This is a genomic window from Legionella steelei (assembly GCF_001468005.1).
In the GTDB taxonomy this organism is placed as follows: Bacteria; Pseudomonadota; Gammaproteobacteria; order Legionellales; family Legionellaceae; genus Legionella; species Legionella steelei.
On record NZ_LNYY01000021.1, the window covers coordinates 886,529 to 906,499 of the forward strand.

The following is a 19,971-nucleotide window of genomic DNA, read 5'->3' on the forward strand; positions in this document are numbered from 1 at the left end:
ATTATGCACTTACATATTTTAGGTATAAGCGGAACTTTTATGAGCGCCCTGGCTTTACTGGCGCGTGATGCGGGATATAAGGTAACTGGAAGTGATGCTAATTGTTACCCGCCAGTAAGTGATTTGCTTGCAGCAAAAGGGATAGCTTGGACTGATGGTTATGATGATGCAACCTTAGCACTACAAGCCGATTTAATTATTGTGGGCAATGCAATAAAAAGAGGTATGCCTGTGCTTGAGGCAGTAATAGAAGCTGGAAAACAATACACTTCTGGGCCTCAATGGCTTGCTGAAAATATTCTATCCAAATACCAAGTCATCGCTGTTTCTGGTACCCACGGTAAAACGACGACTACTTCAATGATAGCTTGGATTTTACATCAAGCAGGACTTAATCCTGGTTTTTTAATTGGAGGGGTGTCATCTGATTTTAAAACAAGTGCATGCTTAGGATCAGGCAAATGGTTTGTGATTGAAGCAGACGAATATGATAGTGCTTTTTTCGACAAACGTCCAAAATTTATGCATTACCGACCCAGAATTGCTATTTTAAATAATCTGGAGTTTGACCATGCAGATATTTATCCTGATTTGGCTGCAATTCAATTACAATTTCATTATTTGTTAAGAACTATTCCGGCGAGTGGTGTTGCGATTAAGCCTCGAGATGATAAAGCATTGAATGAGGTCATTGCTCGTGGTCAATATTCCCGAATTGAAGAGCTGGCTTTGGATGGCGATGCCCAATGGTCAGCGCAATTGATAGAAGAAAATGGCTCCGCATTTAAAGTGTTGCATCATGGAAAAGAGGTCGCTGAGGTTAGATGGTCTTTGATCGGGCGTTTTAATGTGGAAAATGGTTTAGCTGCTCTTGCTGCAAGTGTTAATGCTGGCGTCAGTCCAAACGTAGCAGCGGAGGCTTTAGAGCGTTTTACCCCAGTAAAGCGTCGTTTGGAGGTGCGATCAAATCGACATGGCGTAACAGTTTATGATGATTTTGCGCATCATCCTACTGCCATTATGCGAACAGTTGACGCTTTACAACGAAGTAACCGCCATCAACGTATTTTTGCTGTATTAGAGTTTGCATCGTATACCATGCGTACTGGAGTTCATGCAGATGAAATGGCACATGCCTTGAAACCAGTTCAAGGTGCTTATGTTTTAGAACCACATGATTTTAATTTGAACGAAACGTTGGGGAATTGGACTTGTCCCTATAAAATTTGCAAAGACCATGATGAAATAATTCAAGAGGTATCGAATATAGTGCAAGAGGGGGATGCTGTTTTGGTCATGAGTAATCGAGGCTTTAATGGGATCCACCAGAAACTAATTAACTCCATAGATGAGCGTTTTTCTAGATAGATTGTAATCTGAGTGTAGCGCAGCGAACCCCGGAGTTAAAAGCCATCGCTTTCCCTGGGTTGCGCTTTGCTGCACCCAGGATCCAATACATAAAAAAGTACTTTTCCACCTGTTTCTCACTGAATTATCCTCGAGCGCATTGGACATAAAAAATCAGAAAAAGGACTTTCAATTCTTTTTATGCTCAATTAGTTAAATTAATAGTTGCAATATTTTTTATAGGTTGCTATAAAAAATGGAGGCGTTTAAATTTTTGGACGAATGACGCGTTGCAGTTATTGCGGGTCAATATTTGCAGGAGGGACGCAATGACAAAGTTTGCCGAATTTCAGCAAAAAGCAAAACAACTAGCAACGTGTTTAGCAAGAACTTATGGACAACATGTGGGATGCTTAAGTTTATTTTCTCTGTTTATACCTAGCCATGCTGCCATGGATGATGCGACTACAATAAGTACGCTGGCTCACAGTTTGGATGAGACATATGAGTTAATCCAATATGCTAGGCTCGTTAAAAAAGATCCTCTGTTAACCCTAGATGATTTCAATGAATTTAGAAGAAAAATTCTTATTGGAATATATTTGGTAAAGTGGGTTCAATATGATTCTGTAGTAAGTAATTGTCTTCATCAATCTCTGATTGATTTTTTTCGAACTCATTTAGGAGTTCAGTCTATTAAGGAAATAGATCAGGATTTTTTTGATTCATGTTTAAGTGACCTTAGCTATTATTGTACTTTTGTCTATGAACGGCGTGAAGAACAAACATATTTTGATCTTAACAAGCGATTAGGAGCAACAATTCAAAAAGACATTCATGAGTCAAGGCATTTTTTGTTTAACAAAAATGGTTCGTCTTTATCTGAGATTTATAGAGGAATCATGAATTCTTTGGGAAGTGTGTATTAAGGAGGATGTATGACTTTTATCCCACCAACATTTGCAAAACTTAGAGTCAATACGCTTAATTTGGAACCTAAATATTCTACTTTATTAGGACGATATACAATAACAGATAGCCAAGCTAGCAGTGGCTCCTCCCTGGAGGTATTAATCGCTAGAACAAATGATGTAATTCGATGTAAATCGGGCAGGGGGACGCAAATTGATGTATTCAATAAACTAGTAAATTATTTGCGAGATATTCCCAAAGAAAATAAAGAAAAAATCAAAGAAGGCGCGTTGTATTTGTTGGGGGCATTAATTCACCGCTATTTTCGCTTGATTAAAGAATACGAGAATCCTGATGGATATATCTCTTGGTCGCTCTTTGGATGTGATATAACCACTGTAAAGTTATTTTTAGCCATAAGAACTGCATTACAGTTTAAAGCGATGGAGGGGGTTAAGAAGAGATATAAATCGGAAGATTTAAAGATTCTTGATGCGGTTACCGCTGTAAAAGCTCTAGAGGCTTTTCGAAACAATATGTTTGAGAAGGACAAAGAGGATGTTCCTCTTTATAAGAGTTATCCTCATTTTGCTGAGGACAGTAATTTCGAGCAATATTTGTTGGATATTATTGAAGAACAAACAGATCGTGGCGAAGTTCTTCTAGAGCGATTTAAAGCAGTTGACTTTCTTCAATCTTTAGCGGAAAGAATTGATGAAGAACAGAAACAGATTGAAAAAGAAATCGAGAAATGGTGTAAGGGAGTAGCAAAAGATTATAAGGACTTTAATGCTTTTCGAACTTTAGGTGGCAAAGCCATCAATGAAAGTATCGTAAAACACGTTGAATCAGAGAAAGCAAGAAATATAATATTTAGAGTATTTTATACCGGGTTGGTTCAAGAAAATTTAGAATCTATGAATCACGGTATGTTCCAAACAAAAATGAAGGAATGTTATGACTTTACCTGCAGTTTTATTCTTTTTGGTGGCTATGCTTTAGTGTTGCAACATCAACCAAAGATGTTTGACAAACACTTTTCATTTATTATCCAACAAGCTTTAGGACTGGAGCGATCTCTCGAGCAACTGACCAATGAGGATATGTATGATGGGGCGAGGTTTCTCAAACAGTTTCTTGAAGCAGAGCCTAGTGTTGTCTTGGATTGTAGTTTCTTTTATGGAAGAGATATAAGGAATGCTATGGGAAGAGATAAAGTGAATGCCCTGGGCAGAGAGAAAATGAATACTGCACTCGCGAAGATGGAGTCAGAATTACATAGCGCTGTTTTGGCTTCTCAAAAACAGGATGAAGAAAAAGAAAAAGTTGTGGCGCTCGCACATTGATTTGAGGCTGTTTAGCCTGGATAAAGTATTTAATAGAGGGGTTAGTCCTATGTTGAACTCTATGTACTCGTCCAGGCTACACATTATAACTTTTTATTATGAAAAAATTCATTTTCTTGCTGGATGTAATCAAGATCCATGCGAAATAAATTAAATTTTGTTTTTTTATCATAAATATCAATTTGTTCTATTTTTTTAAGTTTATTAACCAAATTTATAGAGAGAGGAAGGCCACATAACTCCATAAATACTTTAATAAACCACATGGTACACATCATCGACACGAATACTGAATCAGGCAGTGTTTTGTAAAATGCAATCGTTGTAAAAATCACACTATCTAGACCTGATGCCAAAAATGAGGAAAGAACAAATCGACCAGCCATATATCGTCCCTGAACTCTAATCTTAGTTTTAGCAATAAGGTATGAGTTAAAGGACTCGGAAATTAGATAACTGATGAATGATGCTAAAATAATTCTGAAGTTAATGGTTAACAATGTATCAAAAATAGCATTATTTGTTGCAAAACTGGGATTGGGCATGTGGATTACGAGTTGACCATACAAAATGAAAAACAAATTAAATATGAACCCACACCAAATAGTACGACGTGCATATTTATAACCATACACCTCAGTGATCAAATCAGAAAGCAAAAAAGATAATGGAAAAATCAATGTTCCAGCATCTGTTGTTAAACCGCAAATACTAATTAGCCGAGGATCAAACCAATTGGCCAATACGATGATCATCGAATAAGTTAAAGTCAGATACCATAAATGATTCGAATGGATAATCACTGCGCTATTTTTAGATGTACTATTTATTACTGTATCCATTATTACAGCTTTAATGAAAACGGATTGAAATTAGTTGTTACATCATAATAATCGACATTATCTTTTCTTTTTAAATAGTTTGAGACTTGATATGTAATGGGCAGAGCACACATTTCATATGCTACTTTGAACAAATACATCGTCCCAATAATTTGCCAAATTGCCGCATAGGGCAGTATGAATAAAAAAGCAATATGAGTAAAAAGTAGGGTGTCAATGCCAACGCCAACCATCGTGCTGGTCATGGCGCGTAGCCAAAGTCGCTTGCCAGATGCCAGTACTTTAAGTTTGGCCAAAATTATCGAATTAGCAAACTCACCAAAAAAATAACTAATTACTGACGCCAAAAATACTCTGAGTGTACCTTGATATATTGTTGCATAGGCTTCTTGATGAGGCCAGTAGGGGGAGGGAGTCAGGTAGATGGTTAGCCATGTCCCTAGAAATATAATTGTATTTGCAAGGAGAGCCATCCATATAATCCGTCGACTTACTTTAAATCCATATACTTCGGTCAGGATATCATCGAAAACATAAGTTAAAGGAAAGAAAATTAAACCAGCAGCAAAATTAATTGGGCCAAAAGAGGCAACTTTAAATGCAGCTAAATTAGATAAAATTAAAAAAGTTGTAAACAGTATTCCTACACTGATGACACTGGATTTGTTTGCAGCTGTTTGTTTGGGAAATCTTTTAATTAAATCCAGGTTATTGGTTTGTTCCGCAGAGTATAATGCAGCGATATGCGCCACATCTTCATGCGAAAAACTATCTAACCATTTTTTTTGATACAGTTCGCTTACCGGTTTGTCAAAGGTTACCGCTTGACCAGTAACTTGGATTTTGACATAAACTTTTGCCGTTTTTTGATAGCTGTCATCAATTGAAATAATCCGGTATGCATTAGAAATAATTTTACCTGCTGGAACCTGAAACAGTTGTTTTATTCGATGAAATAATTTATTGATCATGTTTTTAGATTGGAAAATGTCAGACGACTTTATTATGCCTAAAAATAAAACAAAAGTCAGTAAGCTTATGCCAGAGATACTGATCGGCAAAACCATTCACATGGAACCACTTACCCTAAGTCATTATGAGTATTTACGGCAGCCGGCTAATGATGCACGAATTTGGACCTATATGCCAAATAAAGCGAATGGAGAGTTTTACGAGTCTTGGTTTCAAGATTGTTTACTAAAGCAGATGCAAGGGATACAACTGACATATGTAATAAGAAGAATAAAAGATAATCAATTAATTGGAACCCGTGCTTATTATGAAATCGAACTACAACATAAAAAGTTGGAAGTTGGATACGGTTGGCTTAATCCAGCGGCATGGGGAAAACGATATAATCATGAGTCTTTACTATTACTATTTCAAAACGCTTTTGAAACATGGGATATCAATCGTGTACAAATCGCAACCGATCCGCGTAATGTTAAGAATTACAATACCTTAAAAAAATTAGGGGCAACAAAAGAAGGTATTTTACGCCAACATATGATCCATCATAACGGCCAAGTCACAGACACTGCCTTGTTTAGTATTCTTGCTGAAGAATGGCTTGCAGTAAAAAGGAAGTTGATAGAACGTTTAGAGCATGTAGAAGGATAATGTGTTTGGTTGGTTATTGCACAAGCAGCGGGAATAAATAATTTGCAAAAGAAGCTCTTGTGAAAATAGGCAAATAGACTTATAACTGGATGCCTTTAGTTTTTTAACATATTGCCACGCCTAAAAATATTACAAGCTGATGTTGGTGATGAGTTTTCTAACGGGGTAAAAGCAAATTGGGAAGAGTATCAGGTTAGACTTTAGAGCGGCGAGTTGATAAACAACCATATGTACTAATGGTTTCATGTTGATACCTCACTTATATAGCATAGGATTTGCAATGGAAAAAAATAAATTATTTTTACGCTTGCTGGGTTTTTATTTCTTATTTACTATGGCCTTTGTTCATGCAACTTCAACGCCATTATTTACTCTTGAACCGATTACACCTACTTCAATCCCTGTACCTAGCAATGGAACCGCGGTCGTTCAATATACCGTCACCAATATGTCTTCTAAGCCCCATACATTAAAGATGGTTCCTATCACTGGTATGGCGCAAGTAACTAATGTAGGAAATTGTGCCGATTCTTTTGCCCTGACTTCTAAACAATCATGCACACTCACCTTGCAGGTGAATGGCGCTCAAATGTCACCTCATTATAAGGGAGGCCCTATAGTCTGTCAGCAAGGTCCAAATGGAAAACCCAATCCGAACCAATGTTATCAGCCTAGTGCTGCAAATGTCTTAAATGTCACGGTAGCAACACCGTCTGTACCCACTTTATATGTCGGAACACAAAATGGTGTTTATTATTCAATAGATGATGGTACTACTTGGGTTGGTACAAATCCACCTGCTGGTGGAAGCGCAATCAGTAGCGTTGTTGCGCTGAGCACCATATTGTATGCTGGATCCATCAACGGAACAGTTTATTCTTCATTTAATAACGGTACGACCTGGTCTCCTATTGTGTCTCCAGCACCAGGTTATGCTGTCAATGCCCTGTATGTTTCAGCAAATTATAAACTTTATATAGCAAGTGCTAATGGAAGTATTTTTATTTGCTCGCTTAATGGAAAAAATTGTACTACGACTACTCCACCTGCTACAGGTTTTGCGGTGAACGCCATTTTTGTAGCAACTAATGCGCTATATGCTGCAAGCGCCAACGGATTAGTTTATTACTCCAACAATAATGGAGTGACTTGGGTAGCTATTAATGGCCAACCTGATGGCAGTGCAGTCAGCTCAGTATATGTTGCTGCGAATACTCTATATGTAGGTACTGCAAATGAATATGTATATACAAGCACATCATTAACTGGTGGTGGCGCTTGGACTCCATATGCACAAACTGTCTACAGCTTATTTGTTAATGCAGCGGGTTCAGTAGTATATGCGGGTACACAAGGAGGTTTTATTTACTCATTAATTAGTGGCAATGAGGTCGGATTTGTAACTTATGGTCCGATTAATAGCCTATATCAGTTGGGATAAGAATTGCGAGTTAATCCTAATTTTTACCAGGGAGGTAATAAATGTTTGTAATGCGCCTTATAGTTTGTCTTTTTTCGCTAATGATATTTTTATCTACAGTGTGGGCTGGAGCTGAAATAAAACAAACCAATTTCTATAATATTGAGCTCCCTATCTTAAAGAACGCGAAATTGCTTGGGCCAATGAATCCACAACAAGAAATTACGTTTACAATTTGGCTTAAACTCAGGAATAAAGAGAAGCTTAATCACTTTATAGATGAATTATATGATCCACAAAGTTTTTATTATCAAAAATTTTTAACAAAAGAAGAATACGATGCAAACTATGCTCCAAGCGAAAGAGGGGTAAAAGAGGTTGAGAATTATTTTATTGCACATGGAATGAAGACAAAAAAAGTGTTTACTACAATACAGGTAACCGCGAAAGCAAGTGAAATTGAGAAAGTACTACAGATAAAACTTAATAATTATCTGTATAAAAATAAACTTTTTTATGGGAACGTTTCTAAACCAAAGATAAATTCTGAAATTGCGCAATACATATCAGGGATTAGTGATCTCAGTAATATTCCCAATGGACATCCTAAAATCCATCTGGAATCATCAAAAAAGTTTAAAACGCTTAAGGAGTCACAAGCTAATAAGCACGTTGAAATACTTAATTTCGCTTGGGATACCTTTTCGCCAACAGCAATACCTACAACCACTTCGTTACAAGGGTTTACAGGTTATCAAATGCGAGCGGCTTATAATATAAGTAGTATAGCTCCTGTTAATGGAGTGACCATCGATGGAACAGGACAAACTATCATTATTATCGATGGTTGTGGGACGCAGGGCTCTGCAGGCATTATGGATGACGTAAACACCTATAATATTGCAAACTCTTTGCCACAATTAAGCGCGAGTAACTTCGCTGTGGTCGATTATCACGGTAATCCATACACCCTGGGATCTCTAACGTGTGGCAGTGCTTCCAGCTGGGATGGTGAAATCGCGCTTGATATAGAGGCATCGCACACGATGGCTCCCGGAGCCAACATTGTTTTAGTTATGACAAATGATGTTAATAATGCCCAGGTAGCAACAGCGATTAATACCCTTATCAATAACCAATTTACTCTGGGTGGCTTTACCAATGCTTATGTGGTTTCCAACAGTTGGGGTAGTGCTTATGATTTGCAAAATGAGCCATTAGATGCCACTTTGCAGGTTGCTACGGGAATGGGGGCAAGTATTAATTTTGCAGCAGGCGACTGTGGGGATCAAACCTATCATAGCTCATGGCCTTGCGCTAAGATTGGCAACGATCCGTCGATAGGGTTCCCAGCCAGTTCAGCTTATGTTACATCGGTAGGAGGAAGCAGCTTATTTGTTGATAGTAATTATAATTATGCATTTGAATCCGGTTGGGGTACTTACAAGAATGGTAAACTTTATTCAGGTAGTATGGGAGGAGTTAGTAAATGGCGTTCTTTTCCATCCTGGCAAGCGCCGATAAGTAATTTTACTGCTGGTGGTTATGGCATTGTTGGTAGTACTAATCGAGCAATTCCTGATATAGCCATGGTAGCAGATTATTACACGGGGCTGCTTATTTTTCAGGGGGGGGCTTTTTATAAAACAGGTGGAGCCAGTCAATCTACGCCCTTATTTTCTGGTGTAGTGACCTTAGTGAATCAAGCTCGTGCTATCTTAAACGGCGGAGCGCAAAGACCAATTGGCTTAGTAGCACCTTATTTTTACACCTTTAACAGTCTGTTAACCAACAGCAAAGCGTTAAATCTCATTACACCACCACATCAAATAATAAGTGGTGCTACACCAGTTAACAATGCACCGGCTGGTTCTATTCCACCTGTTTCTGCATTTAATATTTCTGTAAATACGGATGTTATTACATTTAATTGGGATGGCGTTCTTAGCATTATTGAGAGCCAATTTTGGAACGATGTTGTAGGCGTTGGCTCGCCTAATCCGCCTAATTTTGTTAGTGTTATGGCGAGATTATAGTTATAACAGTTGATTTATTACAGTTAGTCCCAAATGTAATTTGTTACATTTGGGACTAACTGTTTCTTTAAAGTTAATGGCTTGTAAATTTCATGTCGCCATCTTTATAAGAGACTTTAATCGTTTCACCTGACTTAAATTTTCCTGTCAAAATATCTTGAGCCAGAGGATTTTCTAACTGTTGTTGAATGGTACGTTTTAAAGGTCTTGCACCATATACCGGATCAAAACCAGCCTCTGCTAAATGCGTTAAGGCTTCTTGAGTTACATCAAGATGCATATCTTGTTGTTTCAGACGTTTTTGCAAATAGGCAATTTGGATTGCAGCAATTTTTGCAATTTGCTCTTTTGCAAGAGAATGGAAGACCACCGTATCATCAATACGATTAATGAATTCAGGACGAAAGTGTTGTCGCACCATCTCCATTACTGCATCTTTAATTTGTTCGTATTTAAATTTATTACCCATTTCTTGAATTAAATTGGATCCAAGATTTGAGGTCATGACAATAATGGTGTTGCGAAAATCAACAGTACGTCCTTGACCATCTGTTAAACGACCATCATCCATAACTTGTAACAGTATATTGAACACATCGGTATGCGCTTTTTCTACTTCATCAAGTAAAATCACAGAATAAGGTCTGCGACGAACCGCTTCTGTTAAATATCCTCCTTCTTCATAACCTACATATCCTGGTGGTGCACCAATCAGACGGGCAACAGAATGTTTCTCCATAAATTCTGACATGTCGATGCGTACCATGGCTTCGTCAGTATCAAAGAGGAATGATGCCAGAGCCTTACATAACTCTGTCTTACCTACACCAGTAGGCCCAAGGAATAGAAATGATCCAATAGGGCGATTGGGGTCAGATAAACCTGCACGTGAACGGCGAATAGCATTAGATACGGCATCGATTGCTTCATTTTGTCCTATAAGACGATTATGTAGCACTTCTTCCATACGCAGTAATTTTTCTTTTTCACCTTCCATCATTTTGGCTACGGGTATACCGGTCCACTTTGAAACGACTTCTGCAACCTCATCTTCTGTCACTTTATTACGTACTAATTTATTCTCATGAGACTCAACTTCAGCTACTTGCGTTAGGCGTTTTTCAAGTTCTGGAATTCGGCCATATTGTAATTCAGACATACGACTCAGATCCCCAGCCCGACGAGCTGTTTCCATTTCAAGTTTGGCTTGCTCCAGGGACTCTTTAATTTGCGTGGCACCTTGCATGGTTGCTTTTTCAGCTTTCCAGACCTCCTCTAAATCAGAATAGTTATGTTCCAATTCATCAATAGTATGTTGTAAATCATCAAGCCGTTTTTTAGATGCCTCATCATGCTCTTTTTTAAGTGCTTCTCGTTCAATTTTTAGTTGAATTAAACGGCGTTCTAATTTATCCATACTTTCAGGTTTTGAATCGATTTCCATACGAATTAAGCTTCCTGCCTCATCAATTAAATCTATTGCTTTATCCGGTAGTTGCCTGTCTGTAATGTATCGATGCGATAGCGTAGCTGCTGCGACTATAGCTGGATCAGTAATTTCAACCCCATGATGTACCTCATAACGTTCTTTTAAACCACGCAGGATAGCAATTGTATCTTCAACGCTTGGTTCATCAACCAAAACTTTTTGGAAACGTCGCTCTAAAGCAGCGTCTTTTTCAATGTATTGTCGGTATTCATCTAAAGTGGTTGCACCGATGCAGTGAAGCTCGCCCCGTGCTAAAGCAGGTTTTAACATGTTGCCCGCATCCATTGCACCTTCAGCTTTTCCTGCACCAACCATGGTATGAATTTCATCAATAAAGAGAATAATCTGTCCTTCTTGTTTTGCTAAATCATTAAGAACGGCCTTGAGGCGCTCTTCGAATTCACCACGATATTTTGCGCCGGCAATTAGGGCGCCCATGTCTAAAGAAAGCAAGCGTTTGTTCTTTAAACCCTCTGGAACTTCACCATTAATAATACGTTGTGCCAATCCTTCAACAATCGCGGTTTTACCTACCCCGGGTTCACCGATTAAGACAGGATTATTTTTAGTGCGTCGTTGCAACACTTGGATGGTTCTACGTATTTCATCGTCACGACCAATTACAGGATCTAATTTACCTTGTTCCGCACGAGCGGTTAAGTCGAGCGTATATTTTTCCAAAGCTTGACGCTGTTCTTCGGCATTAGGATCGTTAATGCTTTCGCCACCACGTAACTCATTAATAGCACTTTCGATTGCTTTAGCCTCACCGCCTGCTTGTTTCAGCATACGAGAAAGACTGCCTTCTTCATTGATCGCCGCTAAAATAAAAAGCTCACTGGAGATAAAATTATCTTTCTTTTGTTGTGCTAATTTATCGGTTAGATTTAATAAACGATTTAAGCCGTTAGAAATGTGTATATCACCTCCAATTCCAGATACTTTAGGAAGTTTATCTAAGGCTTGATCTAAAAGGGTTCTTAATAAAGGGATATTAACACCTGCTTTACTGAGCAAAGGTCGGCAACTCCCTCCTTGTTGATCGAGCAGAGCCTTCATGAGGTGTTCTGGCTCTATAAAGCCATTATCTCTTCCTAAAGCTAATGATTGAGCATCTGCTAAGGCTATTTGAAACTTTGATGTTAGTTTATCCATTCTCATAATATATAACCTTATATATGGGGTTAATTTTCAGCAACTATTACCATGTTCACCGAAAAGCGATATCGGGTACATCTTGAACTTTTAATTCAAAAACATGTTCACATCCTGTTCAATCTATACTCAAATCTGTCTTTTCTCCAAAAGTACTCAAAATCTGGTGAATACTTACAATTTTCTTATATCTACCGTAAAATGAGGTTTAATTAAATTATTTCAAGTGACTCATTATGACAAATGACCATTCTTCTAATTCTACTCCGGATTCTCAAGCTTTGCTGAATCAAGTCATCATTGATTATATAAAAGAAGCAAAGAGGAAACGCAGATGGAAATGGTTTATGCGTGTTATTTATTTGCTAATTATTTTGTTTATAGCCTATCGCGTATTAGTGAGTACTAATGAAGACGTAGGTACTAATATCAAACCTCATGTGGGCGTAATCGATATTATCGGTGAAATGTCTGAAGCGAAAGCCAATGCAGATGATTTCGCCAAGGGCTTGGATTCAGCTTATAAAAACTCTGGGTTAAAGGCATTGATTGTACGTATTAATAGTCCTGGTGGTAGCCCAGTTCAGGCTGAATACATGTATAACATTATCAAATTTTATCAAAAAAAATATCCTGATGTGAAAATTTATTCAGTATGTGTGGATGCGTGTGCTTCTGCTGCTTACTATGTTGCTGTTGCTACAGAGAATATTTATGCTAGCCCTGCGAGTATGGTTGGCTCTATCGGTGTTTTGTATAATGGTTTTGGTTTTGTTGATCTAATGAACAAAATAGGTGTTGCACGTAGATTGCAAACATCAGGTGCAAATAAATCGTTCTTGGATCCATTTTCTCCTGAAACAGATTTTGCAAAACAAAAACTGCAAGTGATGTTGGATCAGGTTCATCAGCAATTTATTAATAGAGTAAAAGAGGGCCGAGGCAGCCGTTTACACATTGATGATGAAACATTCTCTGGACTTTTTTGGACTGGTGAGCAGGCTTTAACTATGGGGCTAATTGATGGTTTGGCGAGCAGCGGGCAAGTCGCTCGTGATGTAATCAAAGTTCCAGAGGTTGTTGATTATACACACAAGCAAAACCTTTTCGATCGTGTGACCAGAAACCTGGGAACTGCGCTGGCTGATGAACTGCCATTGAGTTTTGGAGCGAAACAAGGATTTAAATAATTTGTCGCTTCAATGCTTGATAACTGTATATTCTCACTATGTACCGCGCTTTATGCGTGGTATCTAAGAATCATGTAAAACTCAAGAAATGTGTAGGCTGGGCTGTTAAGCCCAGCATGTAACGCTAAATATCTTCAAAATTTGGATTAACTCAACAAGCGCTGGGCTTAACAGTCTAACCCACACGTTAATGTGGTTTATCTGGATGCATGCGTTCACGTAAAAGTTGTGCTCAAATTGTGTGGCGATTCATTAGCTTAATAAAATTATCTGGCATAGTACTATAATCAATTTAATACAGAGAGTTTGTTTAAAAATTGGGTCGGTGCCAAATGCTAAATAAATCTGCTCCAGAGAAAACAAGCACATTTGGCTTATCATTTGCGGCTCTAGGTGTTGTTTTTGGTGATATAGGTACAAGTCCTCTTTATGCATTCCATCAAGTTGTAGTTTATTTACCTATAACGGATCCTAACATTTATGGTCTTTTGTCACTGATTTTCTGGTCATTACTTATCATCGTTAGCTTTAAGTATCTAGTTGTTATTTTTCGAGCTGATAACGACGGTGAGGGTGGCATTATGGCGCTTGCAGGCATCTTAAGGCAGAAAATGAAAAATCCAGGGCCTTGGCTTTTATTTGTCACCTTTATTGGGATAGGACTTATTATTGGTGATGGTATGTTAACACCAGCAATCTCTATATTAAGCGCCATAGAAGGCCTCGAACCGTTATCGCCACATTTAATCAAGTATATTTTGCCGGCCACATTGATCATTTTATTACTGTTATTTTGGTTGCAACGGGTAGGCACTGGAAAAATTGGTGTTTTATTTGCCCCCATTATGCTTATTTGGTTTATCACCATAGGCATTTTAGGTTTTTTACAGATTATCCAGTATCCCAAAATACTTTTGGCGTTGAGTCCTCACTATGCCATTAATTTTTTTGTGATACATAAGCAATTTGCTGTTTTTCTATTGGGTGGAGTCTTCTTAGTGATGACCGGAGGTGAAGCATTATTCGCTGATTTAGGACACTTTGGCAAAAATCCTATTCGCATAGGGTGGTTTGCTGTAGCGCTTCCTGGATTGCTTCTATGCTATTTTGGACAAGGGGCACTCATATTAATGCATCCAGAAAAAGCAGCATACCCATTTTACAGCCTATCACCACATTGGTTTCTTTCTATTATGATTTTTTTGGCCACGGCGGCAACTATTGTTGCGTCACAAGCAATTATTTCTGCGGCCTTTTCCATTTTAAAACAAGCATCATTGCTTCATTTGACACCACGACTCAAAATTATATACACATCCAAAGTTGAAAAAGGGCAAGTGTATCTGCCTCTTATCAATTTTCTTTTAGCTGTAGGTACCTGTGTACTTGTTGTAACGTTTAAAACATCATCTAATCTTGCAGCTGCTTTTGGTATTGCTGTTAATTTAGATATGCTCATCACCACCACTTTAGTTGGGATCATTGCATATTATTGCTGGGGGTGGGGACTTATTAAGCTGATGATTTTTCCTTTAATATTCATTATTGAGCTTGCATTTTTAGCTGGAAATATTCCCAAATTTTTAACCGGAGGTTGGATTCCTATTTTTATCGCATTTCTTGGAATTATAGTGATGTACACCTGGTATTGTGGCTTTGAAAAATTACGTAAATTGCATCACAGGGATGCTTTGATGGATGCGTTTATCATTGATGAATTAAATCAAAATAAGATTTCAAGACAACCTGGATTGAGGCTGTATATTATTGATCCATATGATGATGAGGGTGAAGGGCTTCTTCATCATCTGCGGATTAACCGTTTTTTTTCTGAAAATATGATTTTTCTCAGTATCAAAATAGACAATAGCCCCTACATTCCCCTTGAAAATAAATTTGAGCTCATCAAAAAAGCGGATGGATTGTACTTAATCCAAATTCATTATGGTTTTACAGAAGATATTAATTTGCCTTGTACTGTAGATGAAATGTTTAAAAGAATACAATTGCCGTTTGCAATAAATAGAAATCAATTAAATTATTTTATTGAAATTGTTTTTGTTGAAATGACTAGAGAAAGAGCAAAAGACATATGGCTTTGGCAAAAGCATTTGTTTTCTCTTATGTTACGTACTGCAGTTCCAGATATTCAGTTTTATCGGTTACCCTATAATAAAACAATTGCACTAGGTACTTATTATCAATTTTAGATTAAATAAAAAAGTTGATGTGGGAGGTTAGTGAGAAACTAAGGATTGTACGATGAGCGAATTTAATTTGCATAATTGCCTGTTATTTACAGGAGTTGACGAACAATATATCGACGAGTTTTTGGCGAGTTGTGAGTTTGTTGAATTGCATCAAGGAGAGTTTCTTTTTCATCAAAATGAAATTGGTGATGCAATGTATGTTGTTGAGTCCGGTGTGCTAGAGGTTATATTAAATCAGGCAGAGTCTCAGGAGAGTCAGGTGATTGGTACGCGTGAAAGTGGTGCGTTGATTGGCGAGTTCTGCGTATTTGGTCAAAGGAAGCGCTCTGCATCAATTCGTGCTTTAGTGGATTCTAGATTATTAAAAATCGAAGGCGAAGATTTTAGAACTCGCATTTACTCAAAAGATCTGGATGCATTGTTAATTTGCTATAATATCGCGAAACTATTGAGTGAACGCTTAATTTCAACAAATGCACTTTTAGCTTTGGATAACCCATTAAAAGTATAGATTTGTGGATGAATCGAAGCGAAGCCCGGGTTACGGCTTTTGCCTTCGCCCAGGCTACACCTAATTTCTATTGCTTTAAAACAGGAGAAATAGTTTGTAATAATGATTTAAATACCTTAGGCGTGCCTGCAACAACGTCTCCGTGGTTGAGAAAATCATCGCCACCTTGTAGATCGCTAATCAATCCACCTGCTTCTCTAATTAATAATGAGCCTGCTGCAATATCCCAAGGACGTAAGCCAAACTCCCAAAATCCGTCAAGTCGTCCGCTGGCAACATAGGCCAAATCAAGTGCCGCTGAACCCGTTCTTCTAACCCCAGCACATTTACCTAATAAGGCTTCGAAAGTAGGTAAGTATTTTTGAGTTATATTGATGTCGCGGGATGAAAAACCAGTACCTAAAAGGGAGGCTAAGAGTTGGGTTTGCTTGGAAACACGTATTCTTCTATCATTTAATCGAGCTCCACGACCTCGACTTGCAGCAAAACATTCATGTCGTAAGGGGTCGTAAATCACGCCATGCTCTATTCTTCCTTTAACCTTCACTGCTATAGAAACAGAGAAAAAAGGAAATCCATGCAAGTAATTGGATGTGCCATCTAAGGGATCAATAATCCAAATTGACTCGCCATCTCCTTCTTGCACACCGCTTTCTTCAGCAAGAATTCCATGCTCTGGATATGCCTTATGAATTGTATGAATAATGGACTGTTCGGCTTTAATGTCTACTTCGCTAAAAAAATCATGGTTGTTCTTAGCGGTAATTTTCAGGCGGTCCACTTGTTCCATATGTCGAATTATAATTTCACCGGCTTGTCGTGCTGCGTTAATTGCTATATTTAAAAGTGGTTCCATGAATATACTCTTTAATCTACAAAACCGGTGATTCTATCATATTTTTTTTGAACAAAGAGAGTGAAATATGAAAAAAGCAAAAATCGTAAAAAAGGGGGTTCAGTGATATGATATATAGCTCGAATGTTTTAATTAAAAGGTTTTATGAATTTAAGTTCAATCCGTATTATTTTAGTAGCAACATCTCATCCCGGCAATATAGGCTCAACGGCCAGAGCAATGAAAACAATGGGATTAAGTTCGCTTTATTTGGTAAAGCCTAAATCTTTTCCTGATTATAAGGCCAAAGAAATGGCGGCTGGTGCCGATGATCTTTTAGACTCTGCCATTGTCACTGAAACTTTAGAGGAAGCCTTAGTTGGTTGTCAGCTTATTTTGGGCACTAGTGCGCGACCTAGAGGACTTTCCTTACCCGGATTGCTTCCTACTTCTTGTGCAGATTTAATTAGTAAACACGCAGATGATACCCAAATTGCTATTGTATTTGGAAGGGAACATGCAGGCCTTACTAATGAAGAACTGCTAAAATGTCATTATCATATCCATATCCCCAGCAATCCAGAATATGGTTCGCTTAATCTGGCACAGGCTGTACAGATTATTGCTTATGAATTGCGTATGAAATTATTAGCGCCTAAAGCAGAGGTGGCATTACGTCAGGATGAATATGCTACTGCAGATGAAATTGAACAATTTTATGAGCATTTAAGAGAAGTCTTTATTGAAATTCAATTTTTAAAAGCGTCAAATCCCCGACGCTTGATGCAGCGAGTGCGACGATTATTTAATCGTGTAAACTTAGAGAAAATGGAAGTTAATTTGTTACGAGGAATGTTGAGTCAGGTACAAAAATCGTTGGAATGGGCAAGTAAAAGAGGCTGAAATGAATGGGATAATTAAAATACCAATTTATTTTGATTATATGGCAACAACGCCTGTTGATCCACGTGTAGTGGAGCGCATGGTCCACTATTTGGGACCAGATGGCGATTTTGCTAATCCTTCCTCTATAACCCACGAATATGGACGAGTTGCAGCTCTGGCTGTGGAGCATGCACGTACACAAGTTGCTGATTCAATTCATGCATCGACACAGGAAATAGTATTTACTTCAGGCGCTACAGAAGCAAATAATTTGGCAATCATCGGCGCAGCGCATTTTTACCAAAATAAAGGCAAGCATTTAGTGACTATGAGTACTGAGCATAAAGCCGTGCTCGATAGTTTTAACCGTTTGGAAAAGGATGGATTTGAGGTCACATACCTGCATCCAGATCCCAATGGCTTACTCGATTTGGAACAATTGGCTCAAGCATTAAGACAGGATACCATTTTGGTTTCCATCATGCATGTAAACAATGAAATTGGCGTGATACAGGATATTGAGTCCATTGGTGCTTTATTACGCAATAAAGGAATCATATTTCATGTGGATGCCGCACAAAGTGCGGGGAGAATACCCATCGATCTGACTTGCCTTTCGGTAGATTTAATGGCGTTTTCTGCGCATAAAAATTATGGCCCCAAGGGTATTGGCGCACTTTATGTCAGGAGCAAACCGCGAATTCGCCTTCAGCCCCAAAGTTTTGGTGGTGGTCATGAAGGAGGGTTACGTTCGGGAACCTTAGCCACGCATCAAATTGTTGGTATGGGGGAGGCCTTTGCCTTAGCAGAAAGTGTGCGAGAAGAAGAGCAATCACGATTTTTAAAATATCGTCAGCATCTGTGGGATGGCATTAAACATTTACCTGGTATTCAACTTAATGGAGATCAACAAAAGCGAATAGCAGGTAATCTGAATATCAGCTTTGCAGGCTTGGATGGAGATTCTTTGTTGTTGGCTTTGAATGAGCTTGCAGTATCAACTACTTCTGCATGCAGTTCTGCCAGTATTCAACCCTCTTATGTGCTGAGAGAAATAGGTCTAAGTGATGATTTAGCACAAAGTACTATACGATTATCAATAGGACGTTTTACTAAGAAAGAAGAAGTGGAGCATGCGATTAACGTTATTTGTACGCAGGTGACTAGATTGCGTGAAATGTCGCCATCATGATGTATAATAGAACTGTGCAGGATTGTTTTTTTTCACCCAGACATGTGGGGGTTGTTGATTTGACCGAGCGTTTTGCAAACGTTGTTAAAAACAACCAAAAAGGTCAGGGCATTATTGAGTTTTATACGCAGTGTAATGCAGATGGTATAATTGTACGAGCTTGCTTTAAAACCAATGGTAATCCTTATGTCATTGCAAGCTTAGAATGGTTATGCAGGCAGTTGGAAGGGCAGACTATAAATACTGTCCCACAAATTGATTATCAGTTGATTGTTAAAGAGTTGAATATCCCTGTTACTCAGTACCCAATAGCGGTAAGGGTTATGGATGTTTATAAAGAAGCATTACTTTTAATAAAAAGAAGATAAATCGAATTGAGAGGTTAATATAATGAGTGTCGTAATGCATCATGTAGAAAGTACAGTGCCTGAAATCAGTTTTACTGAAGCAGCGATAAAACACGTGGTAGCTTATTTACAGAAAAATTCTGAATATACTGGGATTCGTTTATCAGTAAAGAAAACGGGCTGTTCTGGTTTATCTTATGTTGTTGATTATGTGCTCTCCCCTCAGAGTGCTGATTTGATACTCCCTTTGACTGAAAATTATGTTGTATGCATTGATAAGTCCAGTTATCCCTTCTTGAAAAATATAAGTGTTGATTACATAAAACAGGGATTAAATTATAAGTTTGTATTCAATAATCCTAATCAGACAGGGCAATGTGGATGTGGTGAGAGTTTTACAGTGGGTTAGAAATAATATGGGTTTTCGGAGAGCCCAGTAACCGTAGGCTGGGCGGCTAAGCCTGTAACAATGCGCTGAAGTATTTCTTACTAGGATAAGATACGTGTTAATTTGGCTTCATAATGGAATTTTGGAGCGTACGAGTTAACCCAGTAGATGTTGGGCTTAACAGTGTATAGACCGGGGACATCCCTGACATATGTTCGGGGACATAGTTGACACTTTACAATGGCA

17 protein-coding genes are annotated in these 19,971 nt (G+C 38.2%); 13 read left to right on the plus strand and 4 right to left on the minus strand.

From position 1 onward, the window contains the following. Positions 1 to 3 precede the first annotated feature (3 nt). The 3 genes from mpl (at position 4) to Lste_RS18445 (ending at position 3,605) form a co-directional block, all read left to right on the plus strand. The gene (gene mpl, locus Lste_RS18435; RefSeq protein WP_058512432.1) at positions 4 to 1,368 is read left to right on the plus strand and encodes a UDP-N-acetylmuramate:L-alanyl-gamma-D-glutamyl-meso-diaminopimelate ligase; all 1,365 of its coding nucleotides are present in this window, start codon (positions 4 to 6) and stop codon (positions 1,366 to 1,368) included. A 308-nt stretch (positions 1,369 to 1,676) separates the two neighbouring features. Then, on the plus strand, positions 1,677 to 2,276 hold the full coding sequence (locus Lste_RS18440) for a hypothetical protein (protein WP_058512433.1): 600 nt from the start codon (positions 1,677 to 1,679) through the stop codon (positions 2,274 to 2,276). A gap of 9 nt (positions 2,277 to 2,285) precedes the next feature. Next, positions 2,286 to 3,605, plus strand: coding sequence for a hypothetical protein (locus tag Lste_RS18445; protein ID WP_058512434.1), 1,320 nt, complete (start codon positions 2,286 to 2,288; stop codon positions 3,603 to 3,605). Between the two features lie 83 nt (positions 3,606 to 3,688). Here the strand turns inward: Lste_RS18445 and Lste_RS18450 are convergent, their stop codons facing one another. Beyond that, the gene (locus Lste_RS18450; RefSeq protein WP_058512435.1) at positions 3,689 to 4,447 is read right to left on the minus strand and encodes a queuosine precursor transporter; all 759 of its coding nucleotides are present in this window, start codon (positions 4,445 to 4,447) and stop codon (positions 3,689 to 3,691) included. 2 nt (positions 4,448 to 4,449) lie between these two features. Then, positions 4,450 to 5,418, minus strand: a complete 969-nt coding sequence (locus tag Lste_RS18455; protein ID WP_058512436.1) for a queuosine precursor transporter — start codon at positions 5,416 to 5,418, stop codon at positions 4,450 to 4,452. A 16-nt stretch (positions 5,419 to 5,434) separates the two neighbouring features. On the opposite strand from Lste_RS18455, the gene Lste_RS18460 reads away from it, so the two are divergent. The 3 genes from Lste_RS18460 to Lste_RS18470 all read left to right on the plus strand — a co-directional run bounded on the left by Lste_RS18460 (position 5,435) and on the right by Lste_RS18470 (position 9,523). Then, positions 5,435 to 6,067 (plus strand): GNAT family N-acetyltransferase, encoded by a 633-nt coding sequence (locus Lste_RS18460; RefSeq protein ID WP_058512493.1) that lies wholly within the window; start codon positions 5,435 to 5,437, stop codon positions 6,065 to 6,067. A 280-nt stretch (positions 6,068 to 6,347) separates the two neighbouring features. Then, the gene (locus Lste_RS18465) at positions 6,348 to 7,508 is read left to right on the plus strand and encodes a WD40/YVTN/BNR-like repeat-containing protein (RefSeq protein WP_058512437.1); all 1,161 of its coding nucleotides are present in this window, start codon (positions 6,348 to 6,350) and stop codon (positions 7,506 to 7,508) included. Positions 7,509 to 7,549: 41 nt separating this feature from the next. Then, a complete protein-coding gene (locus Lste_RS18470) occupies positions 7,550 to 9,523 on the plus strand; it encodes a S53 family peptidase (protein WP_058512438.1) in 1,974 nt (657 codons plus the stop codon). Positions 9,524 to 9,596: 73 nt separating this feature from the next. On the opposite strand, the gene clpB is transcribed toward Lste_RS18470, so the two are convergent. After that, positions 9,597 to 12,173 (minus strand): ATP-dependent chaperone ClpB, encoded by a 2,577-nt coding sequence (clpB, locus tag Lste_RS18475; RefSeq protein WP_058512439.1) that lies wholly within the window; start codon positions 12,171 to 12,173, stop codon positions 9,597 to 9,599. 230 nt (positions 12,174 to 12,403) lie between these two features. Between clpB and Lste_RS18480 the strand changes: the two genes are divergently transcribed. The 3 genes from Lste_RS18480 (at position 12,404) to Lste_RS18490 (ending at position 16,078) form a co-directional block, all read left to right on the plus strand. After that, positions 12,404 to 13,357 (plus strand): S49 family peptidase, encoded by a 954-nt coding sequence (locus tag Lste_RS18480; RefSeq protein WP_058512440.1) that lies wholly within the window; start codon positions 12,404 to 12,406, stop codon positions 13,355 to 13,357. Positions 13,358 to 13,689: 332 nt separating this feature from the next. After that, positions 13,690 to 15,567, plus strand: a complete 1,878-nt coding sequence (locus Lste_RS18485; RefSeq protein WP_058512441.1) for a KUP/HAK/KT family potassium transporter — start codon at positions 13,690 to 13,692, stop codon at positions 15,565 to 15,567. Positions 15,568 to 15,619: 52 nt separating this feature from the next. After that, the gene (locus tag Lste_RS18490; RefSeq protein ID WP_058512442.1) at positions 15,620 to 16,078 is read left to right on the plus strand and encodes a Crp/Fnr family transcriptional regulator; all 459 of its coding nucleotides are present in this window, start codon (positions 15,620 to 15,622) and stop codon (positions 16,076 to 16,078) included. A 67-nt stretch (positions 16,079 to 16,145) separates the two neighbouring features. Here Lste_RS18490 and Lste_RS18495 read toward each other — a convergent pair whose 3' ends face one another. After that, complete coding sequence (locus Lste_RS18495) at positions 16,146 to 16,934, minus strand: inositol monophosphatase family protein (protein ID WP_058512443.1); 789 nt, start codon at positions 16,932 to 16,934, stop codon at positions 16,146 to 16,148. A 144-nt stretch (positions 16,935 to 17,078) separates the two neighbouring features. Here Lste_RS18495 and trmJ point away from each other — a divergent pair, with 144 nt between their 5' ends. From trmJ to Lste_RS18515, 4 genes are read left to right on the plus strand one after another with little or no spacing between them, the layout of a single operon-like run. Further along, positions 17,079 to 17,816, plus strand: coding sequence for a tRNA (cytosine(32)/uridine(32)-2'-O)-methyltransferase TrmJ (trmJ, locus tag Lste_RS18500; RefSeq protein WP_058512444.1), 738 nt, complete (start codon positions 17,079 to 17,081; stop codon positions 17,814 to 17,816). Between the two features lies 1 nt (position 17,817). Beyond that, a complete protein-coding gene (locus Lste_RS18505) occupies positions 17,818 to 18,990 on the plus strand; it encodes an IscS subfamily cysteine desulfurase (RefSeq protein ID WP_058512445.1) in 1,173 nt (390 codons plus the stop codon). Then, positions 18,987 to 19,358, plus strand: a complete 372-nt coding sequence (locus Lste_RS18510; RefSeq protein ID WP_237760529.1) for an iron-sulfur cluster assembly scaffold protein — start codon at positions 18,987 to 18,989, stop codon at positions 19,356 to 19,358. The genes Lste_RS18505 and Lste_RS18510 overlap by 4 nt, the downstream gene beginning before the upstream one ends. Before the next feature lie 22 nt (positions 19,359 to 19,380). After that, positions 19,381 to 19,746, plus strand: a complete 366-nt coding sequence (locus tag Lste_RS18515; protein WP_058512447.1) for a HesB/IscA family protein — start codon at positions 19,381 to 19,383, stop codon at positions 19,744 to 19,746. The last annotated feature ends 225 nt before the right edge of the window (positions 19,747 to 19,971 follow it).